Annotated in this window: 19 protein-coding genes; 7 read left to right on the top strand and 12 right to left on the bottom strand. The window is 72.8% G+C overall.

The window, feature by feature from the left end:
- Positions 1 to 2 precede the first annotated feature (2 nt).
- Entirely contained in the window at positions 3 to 1,265 is a 1,263-nt protein-coding gene (locus AB0J66_RS07590) for an extracellular solute-binding protein (RefSeq protein WP_364656871.1), read from the bottom strand.
- A gap of 137 nt (positions 1,266 to 1,402) precedes the next feature.
- On the opposite strand from AB0J66_RS07590, the gene AB0J66_RS07585 reads away from it, so the two are divergent.
- From AB0J66_RS07585 to AB0J66_RS07575, 3 genes are all read left to right on the top strand, one after another.
- On the top strand, positions 1,403 to 2,425 hold the full coding sequence (locus AB0J66_RS07585) for a LacI family DNA-binding transcriptional regulator (protein WP_364656869.1): 1,023 nt from the start codon (positions 1,403 to 1,405) through the stop codon (positions 2,423 to 2,425).
- A gap of 67 nt (positions 2,426 to 2,492) precedes the next feature.
- The gene (locus AB0J66_RS07580) at positions 2,493 to 3,668 is read left to right on the top strand and encodes a site-2 protease family protein (RefSeq protein ID WP_364656866.1); all 1,176 of its coding nucleotides are present in this window, start codon (positions 2,493 to 2,495) and stop codon (positions 3,666 to 3,668) included.
- A gap of 722 nt (positions 3,669 to 4,390) precedes the next feature.
- Positions 4,391 to 4,834 (top strand): hypothetical protein, encoded by a 444-nt coding sequence (locus AB0J66_RS07575; protein ID WP_364656864.1) that lies wholly within the window; start codon positions 4,391 to 4,393, stop codon positions 4,832 to 4,834.
- Positions 4,835 to 4,890: 56 nt separating this feature from the next.
- Here the strand turns inward: AB0J66_RS07575 and AB0J66_RS07570 are convergent, their stop codons facing one another.
- Both AB0J66_RS07570 and AB0J66_RS07565 read right to left on the bottom strand, forming a co-directional pair.
- A complete protein-coding gene (locus tag AB0J66_RS07570) occupies positions 4,891 to 5,541 on the bottom strand; it encodes a response regulator transcription factor (RefSeq protein ID WP_364656861.1) in 651 nt (216 codons plus the stop codon).
- Positions 5,538 to 6,920 carry a sensor histidine kinase gene (locus tag AB0J66_RS07565; RefSeq protein ID WP_364656859.1) on the bottom strand — a complete coding sequence of 461 codons (1,383 nt, stop codon included), beginning with the start codon at positions 6,918 to 6,920 and terminating at the stop codon, positions 5,538 to 5,540. The genes AB0J66_RS07570 and AB0J66_RS07565 overlap by 4 nt, the downstream gene beginning before the upstream one ends.
- 123 nt (positions 6,921 to 7,043) lie before the next feature.
- On the opposite strand from AB0J66_RS07565, the gene AB0J66_RS07560 reads away from it, so the two are divergent.
- On the top strand, positions 7,044 to 7,502 hold the full coding sequence (locus AB0J66_RS07560) for a hypothetical protein (protein ID WP_364656856.1): 459 nt from the start codon (positions 7,044 to 7,046) through the stop codon (positions 7,500 to 7,502).
- Here AB0J66_RS07560 and AB0J66_RS07555 read toward each other — a convergent pair.
- Positions 7,463 to 8,398: a phosphotransferase gene (locus AB0J66_RS07555; protein ID WP_364656853.1), complete on the bottom strand. Its 936-nt coding sequence runs from the start codon at positions 8,396 to 8,398 to the stop codon at positions 7,463 to 7,465. The two genes, AB0J66_RS07560 and AB0J66_RS07555, sit on opposite strands and share 40 nt — an antisense overlap.
- 17 nt (positions 8,399 to 8,415) lie before the next feature.
- Here AB0J66_RS07555 and AB0J66_RS07550 point away from each other — a divergent pair, with 17 nt between their 5' ends.
- The 3 genes from AB0J66_RS07550 (at position 8,416) to AB0J66_RS07540 (ending at position 13,911) form a co-directional block, all read left to right on the top strand.
- Positions 8,416 to 8,967 (top strand): class I SAM-dependent methyltransferase, encoded by a 552-nt coding sequence (locus AB0J66_RS07550; protein WP_364656852.1) that lies wholly within the window; start codon positions 8,416 to 8,418, stop codon positions 8,965 to 8,967.
- A 103-nt stretch (positions 8,968 to 9,070) separates the two neighbouring features.
- A complete protein-coding gene (locus tag AB0J66_RS07545) occupies positions 9,071 to 12,607 on the top strand; it encodes a S8 family serine peptidase (RefSeq protein ID WP_364656849.1) in 3,537 nt (1,178 codons plus the stop codon).
- 98 nt (positions 12,608 to 12,705) lie between these two features.
- Positions 12,706 to 13,911, top strand: coding sequence for a pyridoxal phosphate-dependent aminotransferase (locus AB0J66_RS07540; RefSeq protein WP_364656847.1), 1,206 nt, complete (start codon positions 12,706 to 12,708; stop codon positions 13,909 to 13,911).
- 9 nt (positions 13,912 to 13,920) lie between these two features.
- On the opposite strand, the gene AB0J66_RS07535 is transcribed toward AB0J66_RS07540, so the two are convergent.
- The 8 genes from AB0J66_RS07535 to AB0J66_RS07500 form a co-directional block, all read right to left on the bottom strand.
- Positions 13,921 to 14,403, bottom strand: a complete 483-nt coding sequence (locus AB0J66_RS07535) for a sigma-70 family RNA polymerase sigma factor (protein ID WP_364656844.1) — start codon at positions 14,401 to 14,403, stop codon at positions 13,921 to 13,923.
- A gap of 4 nt (positions 14,404 to 14,407) precedes the next feature.
- Positions 14,408 to 15,289 carry an alpha/beta hydrolase gene (locus AB0J66_RS07530; RefSeq protein ID WP_364656841.1) on the bottom strand — a complete coding sequence of 294 codons (882 nt, stop codon included), beginning with the start codon at positions 15,287 to 15,289 and terminating at the stop codon, positions 14,408 to 14,410.
- 64 nt (positions 15,290 to 15,353) lie between these two features.
- A complete protein-coding gene (locus AB0J66_RS07525) occupies positions 15,354 to 16,076 on the bottom strand; it encodes an alpha/beta hydrolase (RefSeq protein ID WP_364656839.1) in 723 nt (240 codons plus the stop codon).
- Between the two features lie 12 nt (positions 16,077 to 16,088).
- Positions 16,089 to 17,033, bottom strand: coding sequence for an alpha/beta hydrolase (locus AB0J66_RS07520; protein ID WP_364656837.1), 945 nt, complete (start codon positions 17,031 to 17,033; stop codon positions 16,089 to 16,091).
- Between the two features lie 23 nt (positions 17,034 to 17,056).
- Positions 17,057 to 17,650: a sigma-70 family RNA polymerase sigma factor gene (locus tag AB0J66_RS07515; protein WP_364656834.1), complete on the bottom strand. Its 594-nt coding sequence runs from the start codon at positions 17,648 to 17,650 to the stop codon at positions 17,057 to 17,059.
- Positions 17,651 to 17,670: 20 nt separating this feature from the next.
- Positions 17,671 to 18,648, bottom strand: a complete 978-nt coding sequence (locus AB0J66_RS07510; protein WP_364656832.1) for a DUF4331 family protein — start codon at positions 18,646 to 18,648, stop codon at positions 17,671 to 17,673.
- 34 nt (positions 18,649 to 18,682) lie between these two features.
- Entirely contained in the window at positions 18,683 to 19,675 is a 993-nt protein-coding gene (locus AB0J66_RS07505) for an NAD(P)-binding domain-containing protein (protein WP_364656829.1), read from the bottom strand.
- A 48-nt stretch (positions 19,676 to 19,723) separates the two neighbouring features.
- Entirely contained in the window at positions 19,724 to 22,495 is a 2,772-nt protein-coding gene (locus tag AB0J66_RS07500) for a BTAD domain-containing putative transcriptional regulator (RefSeq protein ID WP_364656826.1), read from the bottom strand.
- Between the last annotated feature and the right edge of the window lie 35 nt (positions 22,496 to 22,530).

The raw sequence follows: 22,530 nt of genomic DNA, 5'->3' as shown, positions 1-22,530 counted from the left end.
TGTCACTGCTTGCTCAGCAGCTGGTTCATCCGGGCCACGGCGTCGTCGAGCGCCTTCTTGCTCGTCTCGTCGCCCTTGACCGCCAGCGCGATCTGCTGGTCGAGCAGCGTCTGCATGTCGGAGTTGACCTCGTACGGGATGAGGTTCTTGGCGTCCTTGAGCTCGGCGAAGGCGAGCGCCCGGGCCTTGCCGCCGGGCGTGCCGTCGTCCTTGCCGAAGTAGTCGTCCGAGGCCGACGAGATCGTCGACGGGAAGACGTTGACGATGTGGCCGAACTTGTTCTGGTTGTCGGCGTTGGTGATCCACTCGGCGAACGCCTTGGCCGTGGCCGGGTGCTTGCTCTTGGCCGAGACGCTGATGCCCTGCACGTACAGCGGGGGAGTGTCGAGCGCCTTGCTGACCGCGATGTGGCCCTTGAGGCTCGGGTTGTCCTTCTCGAAGTCGGCCAGCCCGGTCGCGCCGCCGGTCGTCCAGGCCACCTTGCCCTGGGTGAACAGCTTCGAGTTGCCCTGGTAGTCGCTGTTGAGCACGCTCGGCGGCATGTAGCCCTTGGCGTACGCGTCGCGGTACTGGTCGACCAGCGCCGCCGCCTGGTCGGTGTTGAAGACGAAGCTCTTGCCGTCGTCGGCGGTGATCTTGATGCCGGCCCGGACGAAGTCGGAGACGTCCGGCTTGCGGCTCATCAGGAAGTCCTCGGGGCACTTCGACTTCATGGTCGCGGCCTGCGTGAACAGCTCCTGCGTGGTGGCCGGCGGCTTGTCGGCGTCGAGCCCGCACTTGGTGAACTGCTGGGCGTTCCAGTAGTCCAGATCGGTGTTGAGGTACCAGGGGTAGCCGTAGACACCGTCCAGGCCGGTGAACTTGTACGCGTCGACCGCGCCCTGCACGTACGTCTTGGTCAGGTCGTTGTCCTTGCTGACGTCGGTCAGCAGGTCCTGGCGGGCCAGCGGCAGCGCGAAGTCCGGCGGCAGGTTGATGACGTCCGGCAGGGAGTTGGAGGAGGCCTGGGCCAGCACCTTCTCCGAGTAGCCGTCGCCCGGCTGGTCGAGCAGCTTGACGCTGGTGCCGGGGTACTTCGACTGGAAGCCGGCGATGACCTCGTTGAGGTAGTCGGTGAACTTGGGCGTCAGAGCCCAGGTCTGCAGCGTGATGCTGCCGGTGATGGCGTCGCTCTTGGCGTCGTCACCGTCGCCGCCACCACAGGCGGCGGTCAGTCCGAGGGACAGAGCCGCCACGGTGGCGACGGCTGCTTTGGCGATTCGCATGATGAAAGCTCCTGAGCCGGAAACGTCGGCGAAACATCATCGTGTGGAACTAAAGCGCTATAGTCAACAGCTGCTGTTCATTTTGTTTTGCTCGGTTTAACTGGCTAAATCGCTATAGCTGGGGTAGCGTGCGCGCCGTGGGAATCAGGCCGACCATCGCGGACATCGCCAAGCGCGTCGGGGTGTCACCGGGCGCCGTGTCGTTCGCGCTCAACGGGCGGCCCGGCGTCAGCGAGCAGACCCGCGCCCGCATCCTCGAGGCCGCCCGCGAGATGAACTGGCGGCCGCACCGGGCGGCCCGGGCCCTCGGCGGCGCCCAGGCCGGCGTCGTCGGGCTCGTGCTCGCCCGCGACCCGCGCACCCTGGGCTCCGAGCAGTTCTACACCCAGATCCTGTACGGCATGCAGGACGTGCTGTCCGCCCGCTCCTCGGCCGTGCAGATGCAGCTCGTCCGCGACACTCCCGCCGAGATCGACCTCTACCGGCACTGGGCGTCCGAGCACCGCGTCGACGGCCTGGTGCTGGTCGACCTGCAGCTCGACGACCCCCGCATAGCCGTCGTTCGCGAGCTCGGCCTGCCCGCGGTGACGCTCGGCCTGCCCGGCGAACCCGACCAACTGCCCAGCGTCTGGGCCGACGACGCCGAGGCGATGACCACGATCGTCGACTACCTGGCCGCGCTCGACCACCGGCGCATCGCCCACGTGGCCGGCCCGCCGGTCTACCAGCACACCGCCCGCCGCGCCGCCGCCCTGCACTCACAGGTCGAGGCCCGCGGCCTGCACGCGGGCGAGTCGGTCCCGACCGACTTCAGCGACGCGCAAGGCGCCGCGGCGACCCGGGCGCTGCTGTCCCGGGCCGACCGCCCGACCGCGATCGTCTACGACAGCGACCTCATGGCCGCGGCCGGGCTCGGCGTGGCCCTGGAGATGGGCATCGAGGTGCCCCGACAGCTGTCCATCGTCTCCTTCGACGACTCGGTGCTGACCCGCATCGTCCACCCGGCCCTGACCTGCCTGTCCCGCGACACCCACGCCCTGGGCGCCCAGGTGGCGACCACCCTGCTGGAGGCCATCGCCGACCCGGCGTCGCGGCGCAGCGTACAGACCGAGACCCCGCGCCTGGTCGTACGCAGCAGCACCGCCCGCCCAGCCGGCTGAAGCTTCCTCCCGCCGAGGCGCGCCCTTCCCCGGCTCGGGCGTGCCTGGGCCTCGTAGGATGCCGCGCATGGCGGCTTACCTCGTCGGAGTGGTGCTGTTCCTGCTTGCGCTGACCGTCTCGGTCGCGCTGCACGAAGCCGGGCACATGGTGACCGCGCGCGTGTTCGGCATGAAGGTGCGCCGCTTCTTCGTCGGCCGCGGCCCCACGGTCTTCTCCTTCCGGAGGGGCGAGACGCAGTACGGGGTGAAGGCCCTCCCGATCGGCGGTTTCTGCGACATCGCGGGCCTGACCGCGCTCGACGAGCTGACCAATGAGGAACGGCCGCGGGCGATGTGGCGCTTCCCGACCTGGAAGCGAACGGTCGTCATGGCCTCCGGCTCGGTCGTGCACGTACTGATCGCCCTCGCCGTCCTCTACACCATGGCGATCAGCAGCGGCCTGCCCAACCTCGACCCGGTCGACGAGCCGATCGTGGCCTCGACCAGCTGCTTCACCCCCACCCAGCCTGGCGGTGGCGCGCAGTCGTGCCCGGCTGCGGCGGCGGGACTGCGGGCGGGGGACCGGATCGTCGCGGTCGGGGGCACGCCCACCCCGCTGTGGAGTGACGTGCTGGGCGCCGTTCGGGCCGCGAGCGGGCCGACGACGGTCAGCGTGCGACGGGGCGGCGAGGCGCTGACCCTTTCGGTCGACGTCGCGCGGGTGACGACGGCGGCCGGCGAGGTCGGCATGATCGGCGCGACGGCGCAGCCGCCGCCGGCGTACCTGACGTACGACGCGCTCGCCGCGACCGGGGCCACGCTCGCCTTCACCGGGGACCTCATCACCCGTACGGCCGGGCAGTTGGCCTCCTTCCCGCAACGCCTCCCGTCGGTGATCGAGGCCATCGGCGGCGCCGAACGGCACCCCGACACCCCGATCAGCATGGTCGGCGCGAGCCGCCTGGGCGGGGAGGCGGTCCAGCGCGGCCTGTGGGAGGTCTTCGTCCTGTTGCTGGCCAGCCTCAACCTGTTCATGGCCGTCTTCAACCTGCTGCCGCTGCTCCCGCTCGACGGCGGCCACATCGCCGTCGCCTGGTACGAGCGCATCCGCGACACCATCCGCCGCCTGCGCGGCCGCACCGCCGCCGGCCCCGTCGACTACACCCGGCTGCTCCCTGTGACGATGGCCGCCGTCATCCTCGGCGGCGCCGTCATGCTCCTGACCGTCACCGCCGACCTGGTCAACCCGATCCACCTGTCCTGACCCGCGCCGGAACCCTCAGCTGCCGATCCCGTATCCGATCAGTTGCGCCGACGGAGCAGCTCACCTCGGGGACGGAAGCCATGACAGCCGAACCACAGCCCGGCGACCCGTGGGGTCAGGCCCCGCCCTCAGGCCTCCCGTCGTACGGCTACGTGCCACCCTCAGCGGCGCCGGCCCCGGATCCAACGGCCCACGACTACCGGTCGCCCTACCCGCAGCCGGGCGCGTCGTATGCGGGCGTCCCCGAGCACCGATATCCAAGCCCCGAGCCAGGCGGATGGGCCCGCGGTCATGCCGAGGAAGGGCCGCCCGAGCCGAGGTATCCGAGCTCGGACATTGCCCAGCCGAACACGCCACAACTCGGCCATCCAAGGTCAAGTGCGTCGCAGGCCTGCTTCACCGCAGCGGGTACGCCGCAGCTCGGTGAGGCGGCGGGTGTGTCGCCGATCGGCTACCCGGAGTCGGGCGTGTCGCAGTTCGGATATACGAGCTCGGTTGCCTCCCAGGTCGGCCACCCGGGTTCAAGTGCCTCGCAGGTTGGTTACGCAGCGGCGGGTGTGTCGCAGGTTGGCTATCCGGAGTTGAGTGCGCCTCAAGTTGGTTACGCAACGGCGGGTGCGTTGCCGGGCGGCTACCCGCCGCCGGGGTATCCCGGATACTCGCAGCCGGCCGGGCGGCCGGGCTATGCCGGGGGCTATCCGCGGCAGGGCTACCGCTCGGTGATGTCGGTCGGGAAGCCGCCCGGGCTCGGCTGGGTCATCGTCGGGACTGCGGTCATCGGGGCGCTCGGGGCGTTCATCGCCCTGTCCAAGGCGAAGAAGGCCGCCGCGGTGGGTGTTTCCAGCACCCGCTACTGGGTCGCCTTCGGTGTGACGCTCGGCGTCACGTGGCTTGTGGGCGTCATCGTCAGCGTGCTCGCGTTCGTCAACGCGAGCGACCCGATCACCCCGCAATGGCTGCAGGAGCCGATCGTGGCGCAGGCCAAGGTGACCAACGACGACGGCAAGGTGCTGAAGGCGACCGACGCGACCCGCGTGGCGGCGTCGGTGGACTCCCAGGGCGCCGGCGCCTACCAGTGCCTGGTCGACTTCGAGGGCGGCGTGCAGGGCTCCTACCGCATCACCGTCGACTCCGACGGCCGCTGGGTCACCGCCCCCGGCGACTGAGCCGAATGCCGGCGATCCGGCGGCCGGGCGGCTTGGCCGGGCAGTTCGGCCGGGCGTCAGGCGAGGCCGGACTGGTAGGCGAAGACGACCAGCTGAGCGCGGTCGCGGGCGCCCAGCTTGATCATGGAGCGGCTCACGTGGGTGCGGGCGGTGGCGGGGCTGACGACCAGGTGTTCGGCGATCTCCTGGTTGTTGAGGCCGCGGGCGACCAGGGTGACGATCTCGCGTTCGCGGTCGGTGAGGCGGTCGAGCTGCGGGTGGGGTGAGGTCGGGCGGATCTCGCGGTCGGTGAACTCGCGGATCAGGGTCTTGGTGACCGACGGGGCCAGCAGCGCGCCGCCGTCGACCACCGTGCGGACGGCGTCGAGCAGGGCGGCCGGTTTGGTGTTCTTGAGCAGGAAGCCGCTGGCCCCGAAGCGCAGCGCGTCGAAGACGTACTCGTCGCGCTCGAACGTGGTCAGGACGATCACCCGGGTGGCGGGCAGCGCCGGGTCGCCGACGATGCGGCGGGTCGCCTCGAGGCCGTCGATGCCGGGCATCCGGATGTCCATCAGCACCACGTCGGGGCCGGTGCGCCGGGCCTCGCCGACCGCGGCCAGCCCGTCCGCGGCCTCCCCGGCGACCGTGAAGCCGTCCGAGCTCTCGAACAGCGCCCGCAACCCGAGCCGCACCAGATCCTGATCGTCGGCGATGAGCACAGAGATCACGACGCCTCCCGAACGGCAGGAGACACCAGAGGAGGCGATGAGGCAGGGGACGCGTCGCAGGCTGGCGCCTCCCCGACGGCGGGGGACGCCAGAGGCTGCGGCGGGGCAAAGGGCGTGTCGCAGGGGAGCGGCTCGTGAGCGGCGGGGGACGCCAAAGGCTGCGGTGGGGCGGGGGACGCCGGAGGCCGCGGTGATGCGGGGGGCGCGTCACCGGGGGTCGGCGGCCGGGTGGCGGGGGACAGCGGAGGCGGCGGTGGGGTGGGGGACGACTGCCGGACGGTGGGGGAGAGGACAGGCGGCGGTGGGGTGGGGTCGGCGCCGGAGGGGAGGGTGGCGTGGACGGTGAAGGTGCCTGGGGGTGACGGGGCGGCGGTCAGGTGGCCGCCCAGCTGGGCGACGCGGCGGCGCATGCCGGTCAGGCCGAAGCCGTCGTGGTGGGGCACGGGCAGGGCCGGGTTGGTGACGTGCAGGTCGACGGCTTCGGGGGTGTGGTGGATGGTCACTGTGGCGCGGCGCTCGGAGGCGTGTTTGACGACGTTGGTCAGCGACTCCTGCAGCACGCGGTAGGCCGCCACGTCGGCGGCCGGGGACAGCGGGGCGGGCGCGCCGGAGACGGTCAGGGTCACCGAGACGCCGGCGGTGCGGATGCGGGCGCACAGCTCCTCCACCCCGGACAAGCCGGGCGAGGGCGGCACGCCGGCCAGGGTCGCGCGCAGCTCCTCGAGGGCCTCGTAGCTGGCGGCGCTGATCGCGGTCAGCGCCTCGTGGGCCATCTCGGGACGGGTGTCGCGCAGGTGCAGCGCGATGTCGGCCTGCATCTGGATCGCGGCCAGTCCATGGCCGACCACGTCGTGCACTTCTTGCGACAGGCGCAGCCGCTCGGCGTCGGCGATCCGCCGCTCGGTCGCGGCCCGCTCGCGGACCTGCGCCTCCACCACCAGCCGGCGGGCCGCGCCGACCGTGAACGGCACGATCACCCAGGCCGCGCCCGGCGCCAGCCCGGCCAGGCCCAGCGGCCCGGTGACCGTGTGGACCAGCATGATGGCCAGCGCGGCCGACGACCACAGGACGGCGGGGCGCAGCGGCAGGAGGCGGGCCACGGAATAGACGCCGACGCCGAACGAGATCAGGATCGGCCCATAGGGATAGCCGCTGATCAGGTAGGCCGAGGTGGCGGCGGCGGCGGCGATCAGCGCCGGCCCGGGCCAGCGGCGGCGCAGCGCGGTGACCGTGGCCGCTATGACGACCAACGCGGCGGCCAGCGGGCCGATCGGAGTGAAAGAACCGGAGAAGCCGTGCAGCAGCGGCAATGTGACCAGCCCGATGACCAGCAACGCGACCGGAACGGCCACGTCTCGCAGGCGCTGGATCCTCGACATGCGTCCACCCTGCCGCATGTGGCCGGGGTGCACATCAACCCAGGGTCGTACGTTCGCTGTCGTATGCCGGAAGCCGCCGCGCGACGGACGTGACGGCTCGCCGAAAGCCACAAGCTGGACCGCATGGTGCGAAGACGCAAACTCTGGTTGCTGTTGCACATCCTCTCCGGGGGGATCTGGATCGGCGTCGACGTCATGGTCGCCGTGCTGGTCGGCGCCGGCGCTGTCCAGGAGGGGGACAGCCGGGCGCTGGCCTACCGGGCGCTGGGCACCTTCGTGATCTGGCCGATGCTGACCTCGGCCCTGATCTGCCTGATCACCGGCGTCCTGCTCGGCCTGGAGACGAAGTGGGGCCTGGTCCGCTACTGGTGGGTCGCCGTGAAACTCGTACTGAACCTGGTTCTGTGCACGTTGATCCTGGTCCTGCTGCGGCCGATGATGCCGGAGATCCGCGCCTACGAGGAGGGCCTCGACACGAGCAGCCTCATCTTCCCGCCGACGGTCTCGCTGACCGCGCTGAGCGTGGCCACCGTGCTGTCGGTCTACAAGCCGTGGGGCCGGATCGCGCGCAGCAGGAGTTGAAGCTGCCCGCGGGTGTGCGGATCGTCCAGCATCTCGCCGATCCACTCCGCCGCGCCGGACCGGTCGGGGTTGCGGACGTTGGGCGCCAGCCAGTCCGCGGCGGCCGTCTCGGCGATGTGCCCGAGCTGAGCGATCAGCATCGAGAAGTCCGCGGGCCGGGTCAACCGGGCCGTCCCGCCCGCCGCCTCGTAGGCGGAGATCAACGCCCGCGCCCGCCCGGTGTCGGTGCGCCCGAACTCGTACAGCACGCAGGCAAGCTCTTGAAGCGGCTCCGCCGGCCCGCTGTTCTCCCAGTCGATGACGCACAACCCACCACCCGGCGCCGGGAGCACGTTGTCGGCCCACAGGTCGCGATGGCACATCCGCAGCGCCGACGGCGGCCGGAGCCATCCCTCGAGCGCCACCAACTCGTCCCGCAAGGATGCCAGCCGGTCCGCGAACGGTGCGCCCGCCGCCCGCAGCGACCCGATCAGCTCGTCCCACCGGTCGGCGCCGACCGGGGCCGTATGCCATGGCTCGACCGGCCCGGCCGCGGGCAGGACAACCCGGTGGATCGCGGCCACCGTCGCCCCGACCAGCTCCGGGTCCACCATGGCGTCGGGCCGCCCGAGCTCGACCCAGGAGTACACCCGGACCGTCCGCCCGCCGACCCGAGCCACGACCGCGCCGTCGGTCGTGCGGCGGACGACCGGCGCGGGGACACCCGCGGCGCATGCGGCCTCCTGGAAGGCCGCCCCACCCTCGCCGGCGTCGTGGAAGGGCACCTTGACCGCCCAGCGCCCGTCCGACGTGTCGAGCCGCCACACCTCACCCTGCCGGCCGCGCGCCACCGGCCCGTCCGACAACGCGCGGGCGCGACCGAGGTCGTACAGGGCGGCGATCTGCGCGGCATCCATCCCGGTACGGTATCGCCGTGAATTCCTTTTTGGACGACCTCTACCGCCGTGGCGCCGAGCACGACGCGGCCGAACCGGACCGCCGTCGTCACCTGAGCAACCTGGACCCGGCCACCGCCGAGCTGCTGGCCACGGTGGTCCGGATCGCCAGGGCGCGGGACGTCGTCGAGATCGGAACCGGGAACGGCTGGTCGGCCATCTGGCTCGCTCAGGGCGCCCGCGACACCGGCGGTCACGTGACCACGGTCGACGTCGAGGAGTGGCCCGGTGTGGCCGGCAACCTGTCCGCGGCCGGCGTCTCGGTCGAGCGGGTCATCGCCGACGGCGGCGCCTACCTGGCCGGGCGGGCCGACGCCGAGATCGACCTGCTCTTCCTGGACGCGGAGCACACCCGGTACGCCGGCTGGTGGCCGCACCCGGCTCGCGTGCTCCGGCCGGGTGGCGTCCTGGTGGTCGACGATCCGGACGCGGCCGCCGACTTCCTCGCGCTGGCCGAGGAGAGCTTCATCGGCGGGACGGCCGCCGTCGGAAAGGGCCTCTACCTGGGCTGGCTGAAACCGCGGCTCTGACGCACAGGTGTCATGTCGCTTTGTGGTCAGGCGATTTCTCACGACGGCGTAACCAAATATCCACATGCTTCACCGCAACCCCTCGATCCACAGGAGTTGCGCTTTGTTCCACTCATTCCTGGCGGTCGTCACGACCGCCGCCCTGGCGACGGCGCCGGCCGGTCACCCCGCGCCGGCTCCCGTCGCCGCGCCCCCGGGGCGGGCGACGTCCGTCACCCTCATCACCGGCGACCGGCTCACCGTCACCGGCACGTCGGTCAGCGTCGCCCGGGCCCGGGGCGGTGTCCGGATCAGCACGTACGGCGGTGAGACGTACGCCTATCCCGACGCCGCCATGCCGTACGTGGCATCGGGTCTGCTCGACGAGGACCTGTTCAACGTCACCAAGCTCATCGCCGACGGTTACGACGACGCGCACACCGACGCCACACCCCTGATCGTCGAGTACGCCGGCGGCGTCGCCCCCACCGGCAAACAGCCGGCCGGCGTCACCCCGGTGCGGACCCTGGCCAGCATCGGCGGCGCCGCGGTCACCGTCGCCCACGACCGGACCGCCGACTTCTTCGGCACGTTGGCGGCTGCCCGCAAGGGCACCTCGATGAAGCGGGTCTGGCTCGACGGCAAGGCCCGGGCCACCCTCGCCGACAGCGTCGCCCAGATCGGCGCCCCGCAGGTCTGGGCCGGCGGCGACACCGGTCAGGGGGTGGACGTCGCCGTCCTCGACACCGGCGTCGACACCGGGCACCCGGACCTGGCCGGGCGGATCGCCGAGACCGCCAGCTTCGTGCCGGGCGAGGAGGTCACCGACCGGCACGGCCACGGCACCCACGTCGCCTCGACCATCGCCGGCACCGGCGCCGCCTCCGCGGGTGAGGAGCGGGGTGTCGCGCCCGGGGCCGAGCTGCACATCGGCAAGGTGCTCAACGACGCCGGCGAGGGCCAGGACTCCTGGATCATCGGCGGCATGGAATGGGCCGCCCGCACGGCCAAGGCCAAGGTCGTCAGCATGAGCCTGGGTGGCGGCCCGAGCGACGGCACCGACCCGCTCAGCGTCGCCGTCAACCGGCTCAGTGAACAGACCGGTGCGCTGTTCGTCATCGCGGCCGGCAACAGCGGCCCCGACGCCCAGACAGTCAGCGCGCCCGGCGCGGCCGACGACGCCCTCACCGTGGGCGCGGTCGACAGCCAGGACCGGCTCGCGGTCTTCTCCAGCCGTGGCCCGCGGGCCGAGGACAACGCCCCGAAGCCGGACATCAGCGGGCCGGGCGTGGACATCCTGGCCGCCCGTTCGCAGTACGCCCCGGAGGGCGAGGGCCCGTACCAGACGATGAGCGGCACCTCGATGGCCACGCCGCACGTCGCCGGCGCGGCCGCGCTGCTCGCCGCGGAGCACCCGGACTGGACCGGCGCGCGGCTCAAGGACGCGCTGATGAGCACCTCCCGGGCCACTCCGCGCTCGCCGATCGAGTTCGGCGGGGCCGGCCGCGTTGACACCGTGGCCGCGGTGCACGGCACGCTGTTCGCCACCGGCACGACGTTCGCCGCGCTGACGTACCCGTACTCGCCCGGTCAGCGGGCCGAGCAGACCATCACCTACACGAACCTGGGCGACCGCGCGGTCACGCTCGGCCTCACCTCGTCCAGCACCGCCTTCACCCTGCCGCAGAAGCAGGTCACGGTTCCCGCCCACGGCGCCGCCACGGCCAAGGTGGTCGCGCCGCTGGACGCGATGCCCGACGACACGTACGCCATCGGCTCGGTCACGGCGACCGGCGGCGATCAGACGGTGCGCACGACCGTCGGCGTCAACCGTGAGGGCGAGCGGGCCGACCTGACGGTCAACACCAAGGGCCCCGACGGCAGGCCACTGGCCGGGCTGCTCATCATCAAGGACGTCAAGAACAACACCACACCCCGGGCGTACGAGGTGGAAGCCACCGGCTCGGTGACGATGCGCCTGCCCACCAGCACCTGGTCGTTGTGGTTCTACGCCGACGTGCCGGGCCTCCGCGGGCCCCGCTCGCTGGGCCGCGCCGTGCTGGTCGCCCCCGAGGTGGTGCTGAGCGCCGCCCGCACGCTCACCCTCGACGGCGCCAGGCTCGTGCCGGCCCGGGCCACCACGCCCGAGCGCACCAGCATGGCCCAGCTGCGGGTCGACCTGTTCCGTTCCTACCCGGACCGTTTCCCGTTCGGCGACGACTACACCGTGGGCCCGCAGTACGACAGCATCTGGGCCAATCCGACCGGCAAGAAGGTCACCCAGGGCTCGTTCACCTTCGGCACCCGCTGGAGCGCCGTGCAGCCGCCGCTGTCGGTCAACGTCGGTGGCAAGCAGTTCGACGACCTGCTGATCCAGTCCGGCTCGCCGCAGCTGCCCGAGGGCCTCCGCCGCGGCCGGGTCGTGCTCGTCCGGCCCGGCGAGTCCTTCGCCCGGGCCAAGGGCAAGGTCGCGGTCGTACGCTACGCCGGCGTCGACACCTCCATCGCGCAGGCCGCCGCGGCCGCCGCGGCCGGCGCCACGCTGCTGCTGATCGTCAACACCGGCCGGGGCCGCCTCGACGCGTGGTGGGAGGTGGGCGACCCGGTCACCCCGCTGCCCGTCGCCGGTCTCGCGCCGGACGAGGGGGAGCAGCTCATCGCCCGGATCGGAAAGGGCGACATCACCGTCGAGTCGCACCCCGTCGCCCGCTACCTCTACGACCTCAGCCGCTGGTACGACGGATCCGTGCCGGCCACCCTGAGCTGGCAGCCCCGGCCGCGCGACCTGGCCCGCGTCGAGCAGGACTTCCGAGGTCTGCGGCCCGGCACCGGCCGGATGGCCCGCGGTGACGTGCGACCGGACCGCCCCGGCTCCTACCTGTACGGCCCGTCGCTGGTGATCCCGTTGCAGGGCCACCGGACCGACTGGGTCTCGGCCGGCACCTGGGCCGAGCAGGCCGGCTCGGAGAACCGCACCACCTACTCCGACGCCCGTTCCTACCCGGCCGGCCGCACCACGAAGGTCGCCTGGTTCGCCCCGGTCGGGCGGCCGCGGTTGTTCGCGCAGGGCACGTACATGCCGCCGTCGCGCATCGGCGAGCTGGTCGTCTCGTTCGGCCTGCCCGCCTTCGGCGACGGCGACCCGCACCACCAGGGCGTCCTGTACGCCGGCCTGACCCAGACCACCGCGCTCTACCAGGGCGGCACCGAGCTGGCCCGGGTCGACGGGGACGGACTGGACGCCGTGATCGGCTACGGCGCCGTGCCGCTGCGGCTGGTCACCGAGACGGCCAACGACGGCACCGAGACGCCGTACAGCACGAAGACCAGGACGGAGTGGTCGTTCGTCGCCCCCGCCGTCGACCCGGACCAGGACGTGGAGATCGAGCCGCTCGAGCTCACCCAGCTCGACTACGCCGTGGCGACCGACCTGGCCGGCCGGGCCGCCCGTCAGGCGGCGCTGGCCGTGACCGCGAGCCGTCTCGACGGCACGCCGTTGCGTACGGCGGTGAAGGTCGAGGTCTCCTTTGACGACGGCCGTACGTGGCGCACGTCGCGGGGCAGGCTCGACGCCCCACGATCGGCGAGTTACGTCAGCGTGCGGGCGACCGTCACCGGCCAGGTGACCCAGACGGTGATCCGCGCCTTCGGCCTGCGTTAGGACGCCGGCCCGCTCCCTCCCGGCGACCGTGATGCCGGTCGCCGGGAGGGAGCGGCCCCTAAGATCGTCGGGACACGACGTTTCGCGGAGGGGGTCCGATGCGGCAGGCGCAGCGGCTGAAGAGTGTCCGGTACGACATCCGCGGCCCGGTGCTGCGCCGGGCGCAGGAGCTGGAGGCTGCCGGGCACCGGATCCTCAAGCTGAACATCGGCAATCCGGCGCCGTGGGGGCTGGCCACCCCGGAGCCGATCGTGGCCGACGTCGTGCAGAACATCGTGGCCGCTCAGGGGTACAGCGACGCGCGAGGCGTCTACTCGGCCCGCGTCGCGGTCGCCCAGCACTACCAGAGCCTCGGCGTGACCAGCGTGCAGCCGGACGACGTGCTGCTCGGCAACGGGGTCTCCGAACTGATCATGATGGTGCTCCAGGCGCTGCTGGACACCGGTGACGAGGTGCTCGTGCCGAGCCCGGACTATCCGCTCTGGACCGGCGCGGTGAACCTGTGCAGCGGCCGCGCGATGCACTACCGCTGCGACGAGTCGGCGGGCTGGGCACCCGATCTGGAGCACATGGCGTCGCTGATCACCGAGCGGACCCGGGCCATCGTGGTGATCAACCCGAACAACCCGACCGGGGCGGTCTACTCGGAGCAGACCCTGCTCGGCATCGTCGAGCTGGCCCGGCGGCACGGGCTGCTGATCTTCACCGACGAGATCTACGACAAGATCGTGTACGACGGGGCCCGGCACCACACGCTGGCCGCCCTCGCCCCGGACGTGCCGGTGGTCAGCATGGGCGGGCTCTCCAAGACCCACCGGGCCGCCGGTTTCCGTTCCGGGTGGCTCGCGACCAGCGGTTTCACCGGCGCCGACTCCGATTACCTGGACGGCCTGCAACTGCTGGCCAACATGCGGATCTGCCCCAGCGTGCCGGCCCAGCACGCCATCCAGACCGCGCTCGGCGGCTACCAGAGCATCGAGGAGCTGATCCGCCCCGGTGGGCGCCTGCTGGAGCAGCGCGACCACGCCTGGAAAGAGCTCGTCTCGATCCCCGGCGTGGACTGCGTCAAGCCGGCCGGGGCGCTCTACCTGTTCGCCCGTCTCGACCCCGAGGTTCACAAGATCCACGACGACGAGCGGCTGGTGATCGACCTCCTGGAGCAGCAGCACCTCCTGGTCTCCCACGGCACCGGCTTCAACCTCGGCACACCGGACCACCTGCGCCTGGTCTTCCTGGCCGCCACGGACGTGCTCGACGACGCCGTCGGCCGGCTGCGCACCTTCCTCTCCACCTATGAGCAGTAGCGGTCACCGTCACGTCAGCGCCGCCTTCAGCGCCTTGCGGGCGTAGTGCGTGCGGGACTTGACCGTGCCGATCGGCACGCCGAGCCGGTCGGCGATCCGCTCGATCGGCTCGCCGCGCAGGTAGACGTCCTGCAGCAGGCGCCGGTGGGCCGTGCTGAGCCCGGCGAACGCCGCGTGCAGCAGGGCGGTGTCGCCGGTCTCGTCCGAGCCGGTGGCGGCCCACGTCAGGTCGGCCACGCCGACCTCGACCGGGCGGTGGCGGCGGGCCCGCACCGAGTCGATGACCAGCCGGCGGGCCACCGTGAACAGCCAGCGGCGTTCCTCCTCCACATCGGGCGGCAGCCCGTGCAGGTGACGCCAGGCCCGCACCATCGTCTCCTGCGTGAGGTCCTCGGACGTCTGCCGGGCGCCCCGCGTGAGGTGGAGGATGAAGGAGTACACGTCGCGGGAGTGCTCCGCGTGCAGGGCCGTCATGCGGGCCTCGGCGTCCATGCCGTCACCCGGCCCCGTGAAATCGTCGCAGTGCCGCGAGAACGGCCGCCGGGTTCTCCTCCGGCAGGAAATGCCCGCCGGCCAGGCCCTCACCCACCACGTCGCCGGCCCACCCACGCCAGACGGCGAGGGGGTCGTACCACGTGCCGACCGGCCCGCCGGCGCTCCACAGCACCTGCACCGGGCACGTGATCCGGCGCCCGTTCGCCCGGTCCTCGTCGTCGGCGGCCCGGTCCACGGTGGCCCCCGCCCGGTAGTCCTCGCAGATCGCGCGGACCACGTCCGGGTCGTTGGCGAAACGTGAGTACTCGGCCAGCGTGGCCGGCGGAAGCTTGCGCAGCGCCCCGCCGAACTGGATGTCGAAGAAGAACCAGTCCGGGTCGTGCACGATCAGGATCTCCGGGACCGGGTACGGCTGCGCGAGCAGCGCCCAGTGCCAGTAGACCAGCGCGAACCGGTCGTCCGCGCGGGCCCACACGTCACCCGTCGGCACCACGTCGAGCACGGTCAGACGCCGTACGGCCGACGGGTGGTCCAGCGCCAGCCGGTAGCCGACCCGGCCGCCGCGGTCGTGCCCGGCCACGTCGAACCGGTCGTGGCCGAGCTTGGCCATCAGGCCCAGCACGTCGCCGGCCATCGACCGCTTGCTGTACGCGTGGTGCTCTGCGTCCGGCTCCGGCTTCGAGCTCCCGCCGTAGCCGCGCAGGTCCGGCGCCACCACGGTGAAGTCACGGGCCAGCTCCCCGGCGACGCCGGCCCAGCCGAGATGGGTCTCCGGGTAGCCGTGCAGCAACAGCAGCGGCGGCCCGGAACCACCGCGGCGAACCCGGAGCGCCTGATCGCCGACCGTGATCTGCTCCAGCTCGTACCCCTCGAATCCCGACATGGGGCGCCTCCTCCGGCGGAACCGGGGCGCCCGCCGTCGCCGTTGACGGCGGGCGCCCCAGGGATCAGTTGGCGACGGTGTAGGCGACCGCTTCTTCGATCACGGCGGTCACCTCGCCGGGGCGGGACGTGGCGATGGCGTGCGACGCCCCGGCCACCTCGCGCACGCCACGCGGCGACGACCGCTCGGCCTGCCAGCGGAAGACCGCGGCCGGGATGTTGCGGTCGCCGTCGCCGTAGACCTCCCACGTGGGCAGCGTCTTCCAGGCCGGTTTGTCGGTGACCAGCTCGTCGGTGAGCGCCTTCTGGGTCACCGAGCGCTGGGTGCGGCCGAGCAGGATGGCGTCCTCGAGCTCGAGGTCGGCCCCGAACTGGCTGGGGAACTTGGCCGGATCGATCTTCAGCTCGGTGCCGCCGCCGGACAGCGGGAAGGTCACCAGCGCCTCGCCCAGGGTGCCGCCGGGGAACTTGCCGGACAGCGAGAAGGCGGACTCGCCGTGGTCGGGGACGAACGCGGCCACGTAGACCAGCGCCCGTACCGGGTCGAGGCCGGTGGCCGCCTCGGTGATGACCATGCCGCCGTACGAGTGGCCGACCAGGATCACCGGGGTGCCGAGGCCGTTGACGACGTCGCGCACGTACTGGGCGTCGCCGGCCAGGCTGCGCAGCGGGTTGGCCACGGCGACGGCGTCGATGTAGTGCTTGGCCAGCTCGGAGATGACCGGGTTCCAGGCGGTGGAGTCGGCGAAGGCGCCGTGGACCAGAACGACTGTGGGCTTCTCAGACATGACAGTGGCTCCTTAGGCCAGACCGAATTTGATGGCCGCGATCGCCTGAGCGGTGGCGGCCCGGGAGGCGCGGGTGTCCTTGAGCGGGTTGAGCATCATGAAGTCGTGGATCGTGCCGTCGTAGCGGACGGTCGTGATCGGCACGCCGGCCGCGCGCAGCTTGGCCGCGTACGCCTCGCCCTCGTCACGCAGCACGTCGGCCTCGTCGACGAGCAGGAAGGTCGGCGGCAGGCCCTTCAGGTCCTCGATCGAGGCCTGGTTGGGCGAGGCGGTGATCTCCGAGCGGACCGACTTGTCGGGCGCGTAGTTGTCCCAGAACCAGGCCATCGCGGCCGCGGTCAGGTGCGGGCCGTTCGCGAACTGCTGGTAGCTGCCGGTGTCCATCCGGGCGTCGGTGACCGGGTAGTACATCGACACGTGCCTGAAGGCCACGTCGCCGCGCTGCTTGGCCAGGATGCTGACGGCGGCGGTCATGTTGCCGCCGACCGAGTCGCCGGCCACGGCCAGCCGCGAGGCGTCCAGGCCCTCGGCCGCACCCTCCTTGACGATCCACTGCGCCGTGGCGTACGCCTGCTCGATCGCGACCGGGTAGTGCGCGTCGGGCGACGGCGTGTACTCCACGAAGACGAACGCGAAGCCGGTGCCGACGGCCATCGTGCGGACCAGCCGGTCGTGCGTGCCGGCGTTGCCCAGCACCCAGCCGCCGCCGTGGATGTAGAGCACGGCCGGCAGCGGGCCGGTCGCGCCGACCGGCTTGACGATGCGGACCCGCACGTCACCCACCTCGGCCGGCACGGTGATCCACTTCTCGTCGACCGCGGGGAGATCGGTCAGGCCGGCCTGCACGCCGTCGAGGACCTTGCGCGCTTCGACGGGGGAGAGCTGGTAGAGCAGCGGCGGCTGGGCGGCGGCCTCGCCGAAGGCCTGCGCGGCGGGCTCCAGAACGATGTCGGACACTTCGGTGCTCCTTCTGTGACGGCCTATGCGGCCAGGCTGATGAGCGGCGCCGGGTCGCCCGTACGGGAGACCTCGGCGAACGCGGTGAGCAGGTCGAGCTGGTCCACCGGCGACACCTGGTGGTCGCCGGAGCCGGTGAGCCGGGTCCGGGCCCGGCGGGTGAGCTGGCGCGCGTGCGCCTCGGTGACGCCGAGCAGGCCGGCGATCTGCCGGTAGGGCAGCGCGAAGGCCTCCCGCAGCAGATAGGCGACCCGCTCGCGGGGCCCGAGCCGGGCGAGCAGCAGCGCCATCGCGCCGCGCAGCTCGTCCGCCTCGACCACCCGGGCCGCCGGGTCGTCGCCCGAGTGGCCGCGGTCGCTGGGGCTGAGCCCGGCCGGGCTCTGGTGCCGGGCGTAGGCCGTCCGGGTCCGGGTCAGTGACAGGCGGGTCGTGGTGCGGCTCAGGAAGGCCGGCGCGTCCCGGACGACCGTGCGGTCCGTGCCGTTCCAGCGCAGCCACGCGTCCTGCACGACGTCCTCGGCGTCCGGGCCGGCGATGCCCCGGGCGATGCGGAGCAGCCGATCGCGTACGTCGAGGAAGTCGTGCAGTCCGTCGTCGATCGTCATGGTTCCTCGCATGCCGGGAACGCTAGGGAGGCTCAGTGCGTGTCGAGTGCCGATGGAGTGACGTACGGGAACTCGTCGCTCACCCGGCTCGCCGACAGCCCGGTGCTGACCGCCGAATTGGTGGCCAGCGAGAACATCACCTCGGGGGCGTTGTCACTCAGGTGCCGCCCGTTGAAGTCGGTGAAGCCGAAGATGGCGCTCGTGGCGATCTGGTACGGCAGGCTGTCGGGCAGCAGGCGCAGGGCGACGGCCAGGGCGTACGCCTCGGGCCGGGCCGAGGTGCCCAGCCGCCGGACGGTCGCCGCCACCAGGCCGCGCACCTGCCCGCCGTACCGGGCCCAGTCCTCGCCCGGGTGGGTGCCGTTGGCCGCGCTCGCCTCATCGCCGGCGGCGTCGCGGAAGATCGGCCAGATCATCGGCAGCCCGGCCCGGCCGGTCTGGCGCCAGCCGCCGGCGTCGGTGGCCAGCAGCGAGGCGCTCCACACCCGGATCATGCGGTCGGGGAACAGCTGCGGGTCGCGGTGCGGCACGCGCAGCACGACGCTCCAGACCGTGGACCCCTCGAACGTGTTGGTGGCCTTGCCCGGCAGGTAGCCGGTGATCTCGGCGTCCTCGCCCTCGATGACCAGCCGGTCGACCGCGGCCAGCTGCGAGAGGTCCAGATAGAACGGGTCGTACGCCCGCCCGGCCCAGACCCGCAGGCCCTCGGCGCCGTCGATCGGCGTGCCCAGCGGGCCCGAGGCGATCTCGGCGCCGTCCCGGGTGACGCGTACCGCGCCGTCCGCGAAGGTGAAGCCGAAGACGAGGCTCTCGGCCGGGGAGTCGTCGAGATGGATCCGGAACTCGTAGCGCGCCTCGGGGTGGAAGCCGTCCGGCGTCGCGTCCCCGGCCAGCGAGGTCCGCACGTTCATGATGAAGACGGTGGCGTCCAGGTCGTCGAAGACGTACTGGTCGGTGACGTTCAGGCGCGGATCCTGCCGGGCCTGCGGCGAGTCCAGGTGGTGCGACATGGGGTTTCCCTCCGTTGCTCCTGCGGTGTCGCGGTCACCGTAGGAACCGGGGGTGTACATCGACTGACGATGCAGTGACCGGCGGCTCGGCCGCCGTGGCCAGGGCCGGCACCGGCACGCCGGCCCTCGTCGCGGCACACACGACCTTGCGCCAGGCCGGCTGCCACTCACGCATCCTGAGGGCGAAGTACGGGTCGTCGAGCAGCGGCCCGGCCGGCAGCGCCTCCCGCGCGTACGTCAGCAGCCGGCCCGCCAAGGCCGTGCCGCCGCGCCAGGCCGAGGCCACCGCGGCCAGATCCATCCCCCAGCCGTACGCCGCGCCGGCCACCCGCAACCGCTCGAAGCCGCGCGCGTAGGCCACGACCCGGGCCGCGTTCCAGGCCGCCCGGACCTCGGCCACGGTGACGCTGAGCGGCAGCACCGGAGCCGGCTGGTCCTTGGGCACGGCCGCCTCGGTGATCATCTCGTCGGCCTGCCACGCGGCCAGGATCCTCCGGTCAGCCACCAGGGCGTACGCCTCGGCGGCGAGCTCCGCCTCGGCCCCGGCCAGCTCCTCGTACACCTGGCCGGCGAAGTGCCCGGCGCTGCCCGCGCCCGCGTAGGCCACGCACGGCACGTTCTGGAAACGTGCCGCCGTCGCGGCCAGGATCGGGTGGATCCGGTCGTACGCCGGCCGGTCGCCGCCGACCACATAGGACGGCCCGCGCTCGATCGTGCGCGGGCGTCCGGTGATGGCACAGCCCGCGAACGGCACCCCGGCGCCGCGCATCCACGCGGCCCGCCGTCCCGTGTCCGAGGACCGCGCCGCGCAGCCGTCGGCCACCACGTCTCCCTCGCCGAGCAGCGGCAGCAGCTCGGCCAGTTCGTACTCCTGCAGGAGGAACACGATGCGGGGACCGTTGAGCGCCTTCACCATCTCCGGCGCCCCGTGCTGGTCGGCCACCGCGACGCGGTAGCCGTGCCCGGTCAGATTGCGGGCGAAGGCTGCGCCCCGCTCGCCCTGGGTGACCACACCGATCGTTGCCATGCTCCCGTTCAACGACCGGTGCGGATCACCGTTCACGGCATCGCTGTGTCAGCTGTCACCTAGGCGCTCGCGCAGCTGCCGGGCCACCGGGCCGACCGGCTCCGGCAGCGCCTCCAGCGCCCCGCGCCAGTGTTCCCGGGCCGCCCCGGCGTCGCCCGCGGCCCGGCAGGCGTCGCCCATGGCGAGCTGCACCTCGGCCAGGGCGGCCGGGCTGCCCGCCTTCCGGTAGGCGCCGGCCGCCTCCTCCCAGCGGGCCATCGCCTCCTCGGGCCGGCCCATCTCGCGGTAGAGGGTGGCCAGCAGGTCCCAGCTGTGGCCGGCGCCGAGCGGGTCGCCCAGGTCCCAGGAGATCGACAGCGTCTCGCGCAGCAGCTCCTGGGCGGCCCGGGTGTCCCCGAGGCGGGCCGTGCTGCCGGCCAGCGTGCGCATCGCCCGGGTCTGGTTGCCCCGGTTGCCGGTGGCACGGAACATCTCCAGCGCGCGCTCGCTGTGCCGTACCGCCTCGTGATGCTCGTCCTGCTCCTGACGGATGTAGGCCCAGTTCAGCTCGACCATCGCGACGCCGTTGCGGTCGCCCAGCCGTTCGAAGAGCGCGGCCGCCCGGGTCAGGTGCTCGGGCGCCTCGTCGTCCCGGTCGGCGTTGAACAGCGCGCCGGCCAGGCTGCGGTGCAGATGCGCCTGCCCCGCGAGGTCGCCGTCGGCCTCCGCGGCGGCCAGCCCGCGCCGCATGGTGGCCTCCCAGGCCGGCAACCGGCCGGTGAAGTGCAAGTGGGTCTGCAGGGTCAGGGCCACGTGCCAGGCGACGTCCGGCGGGCCGCTGTCGACGATCGCGTCGAGCACCCGCCGCTCGGCGTCGAACCACGCCATCGCGTCGGCCGGGCCGGTGAACGACGGCACGATCGTGCCCGCCCGGGGCGCGGGTGGGGCCGGCGGCGGCAGGGCCCGGGACAGCAGCTCCTGCGCCTCGTATGCGCCGGCGCGGTAGTGGTCGAGCAGCCGGCCCAGCGCCTCGCGCCGCTCCTCGGGGCTGTCCTGCCGCGCGCTGAGATCCGCCGCGTACGCCCGCAGCAGATCGTGGGTGTGGTGCCGGCCCGCCCGCGACTGGGTGAGCATGTGGGTGGCCAGCTCGCCCAGCAGGATCCGGGCCGCGCGGGGGCCGACCGCGGCCAGCGAGGCGGCCGCGGCCACCGACACGTCCGGCCCTGGATGCAGCGACAGCAGGCGGAACAGGTGCGCCGCGCCGGGGGTGAGCGCCCGGTAGGACCAGGAGAAGATGGCGGCCAGGTCGGTGTCCTCGTCGGCGCCGAAACCGTCCAGCCCGGCCCCGGCCGCGGCCAGCTCGCCGGCGATGTCACTCAGGGGGAGGTCGGGCCGGGCGGCCGCGCGCGCCGCCACGACCGAGGCGGCCAGCGGCAGACGGCCCGTCCGGGCGATGATCTGATCGACCGCTTCAGGCTCGGCCTCGATCCGGCGCGCGCCGAGCCGGTTGGCCAGGCCCTCACGTACCTCGTGGGGCGACGGCAGGTCCAGCGGCACCGGGTGGGCGCCGCCGGTGGTGACCAGGCCGGTGATCCGGACCCGGCTGGTGACCACGGCGAGACTGCCCGGCGCGGCCGGCAGCAGGTGCCGCACCTGCTCGAAATCGCGGGCGTTGTCCAGCACCACCAGCACCCGGCGCCCGGCCAGCAGGCTGCGGTAGAGACCGGCCAGCGCGTGCAGCTCGGCCGGCAGCGTCTCCTGCGGCACCCCGAGCGAGCCCAGGAAGCCGCGCAGCGCCTCGTCCGGCGTCATCGCCGTGCCCTGCGCGGTGAAGCCCCGCAGGTCGGCGAAGAGCTGCCCGTCCGGGTAGGACCCGGCCAGGCGGTGCCCGAGATGCACGGCGAAGGTGGTCTTGCCGATGCCGGGCATGCCGTCCACGGCCAGCGCGACCGCCGCCCGGCCCCGCCGATGACCCTCGGTGACCAGGTCGATCGCCCGGGACAGCACCGATTCGCGTCCGCTGAAGAACGGCTGATCGGGTGGCAGCTGCGCGGGCACAACGGCCTTGGGCGGTTCCTGCGGCGCCGGGCCGCCCTTCTGGTGCAACAACCGGTCGTACGCTTCGGCGAGCTCCGGACCGGGGTCGATACCGAGCTCGTCCGCGAGCCTGCGGCGGACGTCCTGATAGGCCTCGACGGCCTCGGCCTGCCGCCCGTCCGCGGTCAGCGCGGCGATCAGCCTCGCCTGCAGCGGCTCGTCCAGCGGCGACCAGCCGACGGCCTGCCGCAGGGCCGGGAGGATCTCGCGGGCCTGCCCGGTGGCCAGCGCCGTGTCGGCCGCGTCGCGCAGGGCCTGCGACCGCTCGCCGTCGATGGCCACGAACGTCGGGTGGCCCCGCTCCAGGCCGGCCGCGCACGGCCCGTTCCACAGTTTGAGGGCCTCGGTCCACAGCCGTACGGCCCGGCCCGGCTCCGGCTCCTGGCGCGCCCGGGCCGCCAGGCGGCGGAACCGCAGCAGGTCGAGCATGTCCTCGCCGACCTTGAGCTGGTAGCCGGCGGCGTGCCGCACGAGATGGTCGCCGACGGCCCGGACCGGCAGGTCGGGCTCGATGAGCCGGCGCAGCGTGCCGATGTAGCGGTGCACGACGTTGACCGCGCTGGTCGGCGGGTCCTGCTCCCAGATGGCGTCGACCAGCTCACCGAGGCCCACGACCGTGCCCGCCCGGGCCAGCAGCAGGGCCAGGACCAGCCGCTGCTGCCGCCCGCCGAGGTCCAGGTCGGTGCCGCCCCGCCACGCCCGGACGGGACCGAGAACGGTGAATCGCACCGGCGTCGTGCCCATCGATCAACCCTTTCGCCGTATCGGACGTCCTCCAC

Source organism: Actinoplanes sp. NPDC049598 (genome assembly GCF_040675435.1).
Taxonomy (GTDB): Bacteria; Actinomycetota; Actinomycetes; order Mycobacteriales; family Micromonosporaceae; genus Actinoplanes.
Note: the sequence above shows the minus strand (reverse complement) of the source record. Positions and strands in the feature narration are given on the sequence as shown.

Excerpts from the sequence above, each read along its gene's own strand:
- AB0J66_RS07505 (WP_364656829.1), bottom strand. The coding sequence starts at position 19,675 with ATGGCAACGATCGGTGTGGTCACCCAGGGCGAGCGGGGCGCAGCCTTC.
- AB0J66_RS07575 (WP_364656864.1), top strand. The coding sequence starts at position 4,391 with ATGTCGGTCGGGAAGCCGCCCGGGCTCGGCTGGGTCATCGTCGGGACT.
- AB0J66_RS07555 (WP_364656853.1), bottom strand. The coding sequence starts at position 8,398 with ATGGATGCCGCGCAGATCGCCGCCCTGTACGACCTCGGTCGCGCCCGC.
- AB0J66_RS07515 (WP_364656834.1), bottom strand. The coding sequence starts at position 17,650 with ATGCGAGGAACCATGACGATCGACGACGGACTGCACGACTTCCTCGAC.
- AB0J66_RS07510 (WP_364656832.1), bottom strand. The coding sequence starts at position 18,648 with ATGTCGCACCACCTGGACTCGCCGCAGGCCCGGCAGGATCCGCGCCTG.
- AB0J66_RS07565 (WP_364656859.1), bottom strand. The coding sequence starts at position 6,920 with ATGTCGAGGATCCAGCGCCTGCGAGACGTGGCCGTTCCGGTCGCGTTG.
- AB0J66_RS07580 (WP_364656866.1), top strand. The coding sequence starts at position 2,493 with ATGGCGGCTTACCTCGTCGGAGTGGTGCTGTTCCTGCTTGCGCTGACC.
- AB0J66_RS07535 (WP_364656844.1), bottom strand. The coding sequence starts at position 14,403 with ATGGACGCCGAGGCCCGCATGACGGCCCTGCACGCGGAGCACTCCCGC.
- AB0J66_RS07590 (WP_364656871.1), bottom strand. The coding sequence starts at position 1,265 with ATGCGAATCGCCAAAGCAGCCGTCGCCACCGTGGCGGCTCTGTCCCTC.
- AB0J66_RS07525 (WP_364656839.1), bottom strand. The coding sequence starts at position 16,076 with ATGTCTGAGAAGCCCACAGTCGTTCTGGTCCACGGCGCCTTCGCCGAC.
- AB0J66_RS07540 (WP_364656847.1), top strand. The coding sequence starts at position 12,706 with ATGCGGCAGGCGCAGCGGCTGAAGAGTGTCCGGTACGACATCCGCGGC.
- AB0J66_RS07500 (WP_364656826.1), bottom strand. The coding sequence starts at position 22,495 with ATGGGCACGACGCCGGTGCGATTCACCGTTCTCGGTCCCGTCCGGGCG.
- AB0J66_RS07530 (WP_364656841.1), bottom strand. The coding sequence starts at position 15,289 with ATGTCGGGATTCGAGGGGTACGAGCTGGAGCAGATCACGGTCGGCGAT.
- AB0J66_RS07560 (WP_364656856.1), top strand. The coding sequence starts at position 7,044 with ATGGTGCGAAGACGCAAACTCTGGTTGCTGTTGCACATCCTCTCCGGG.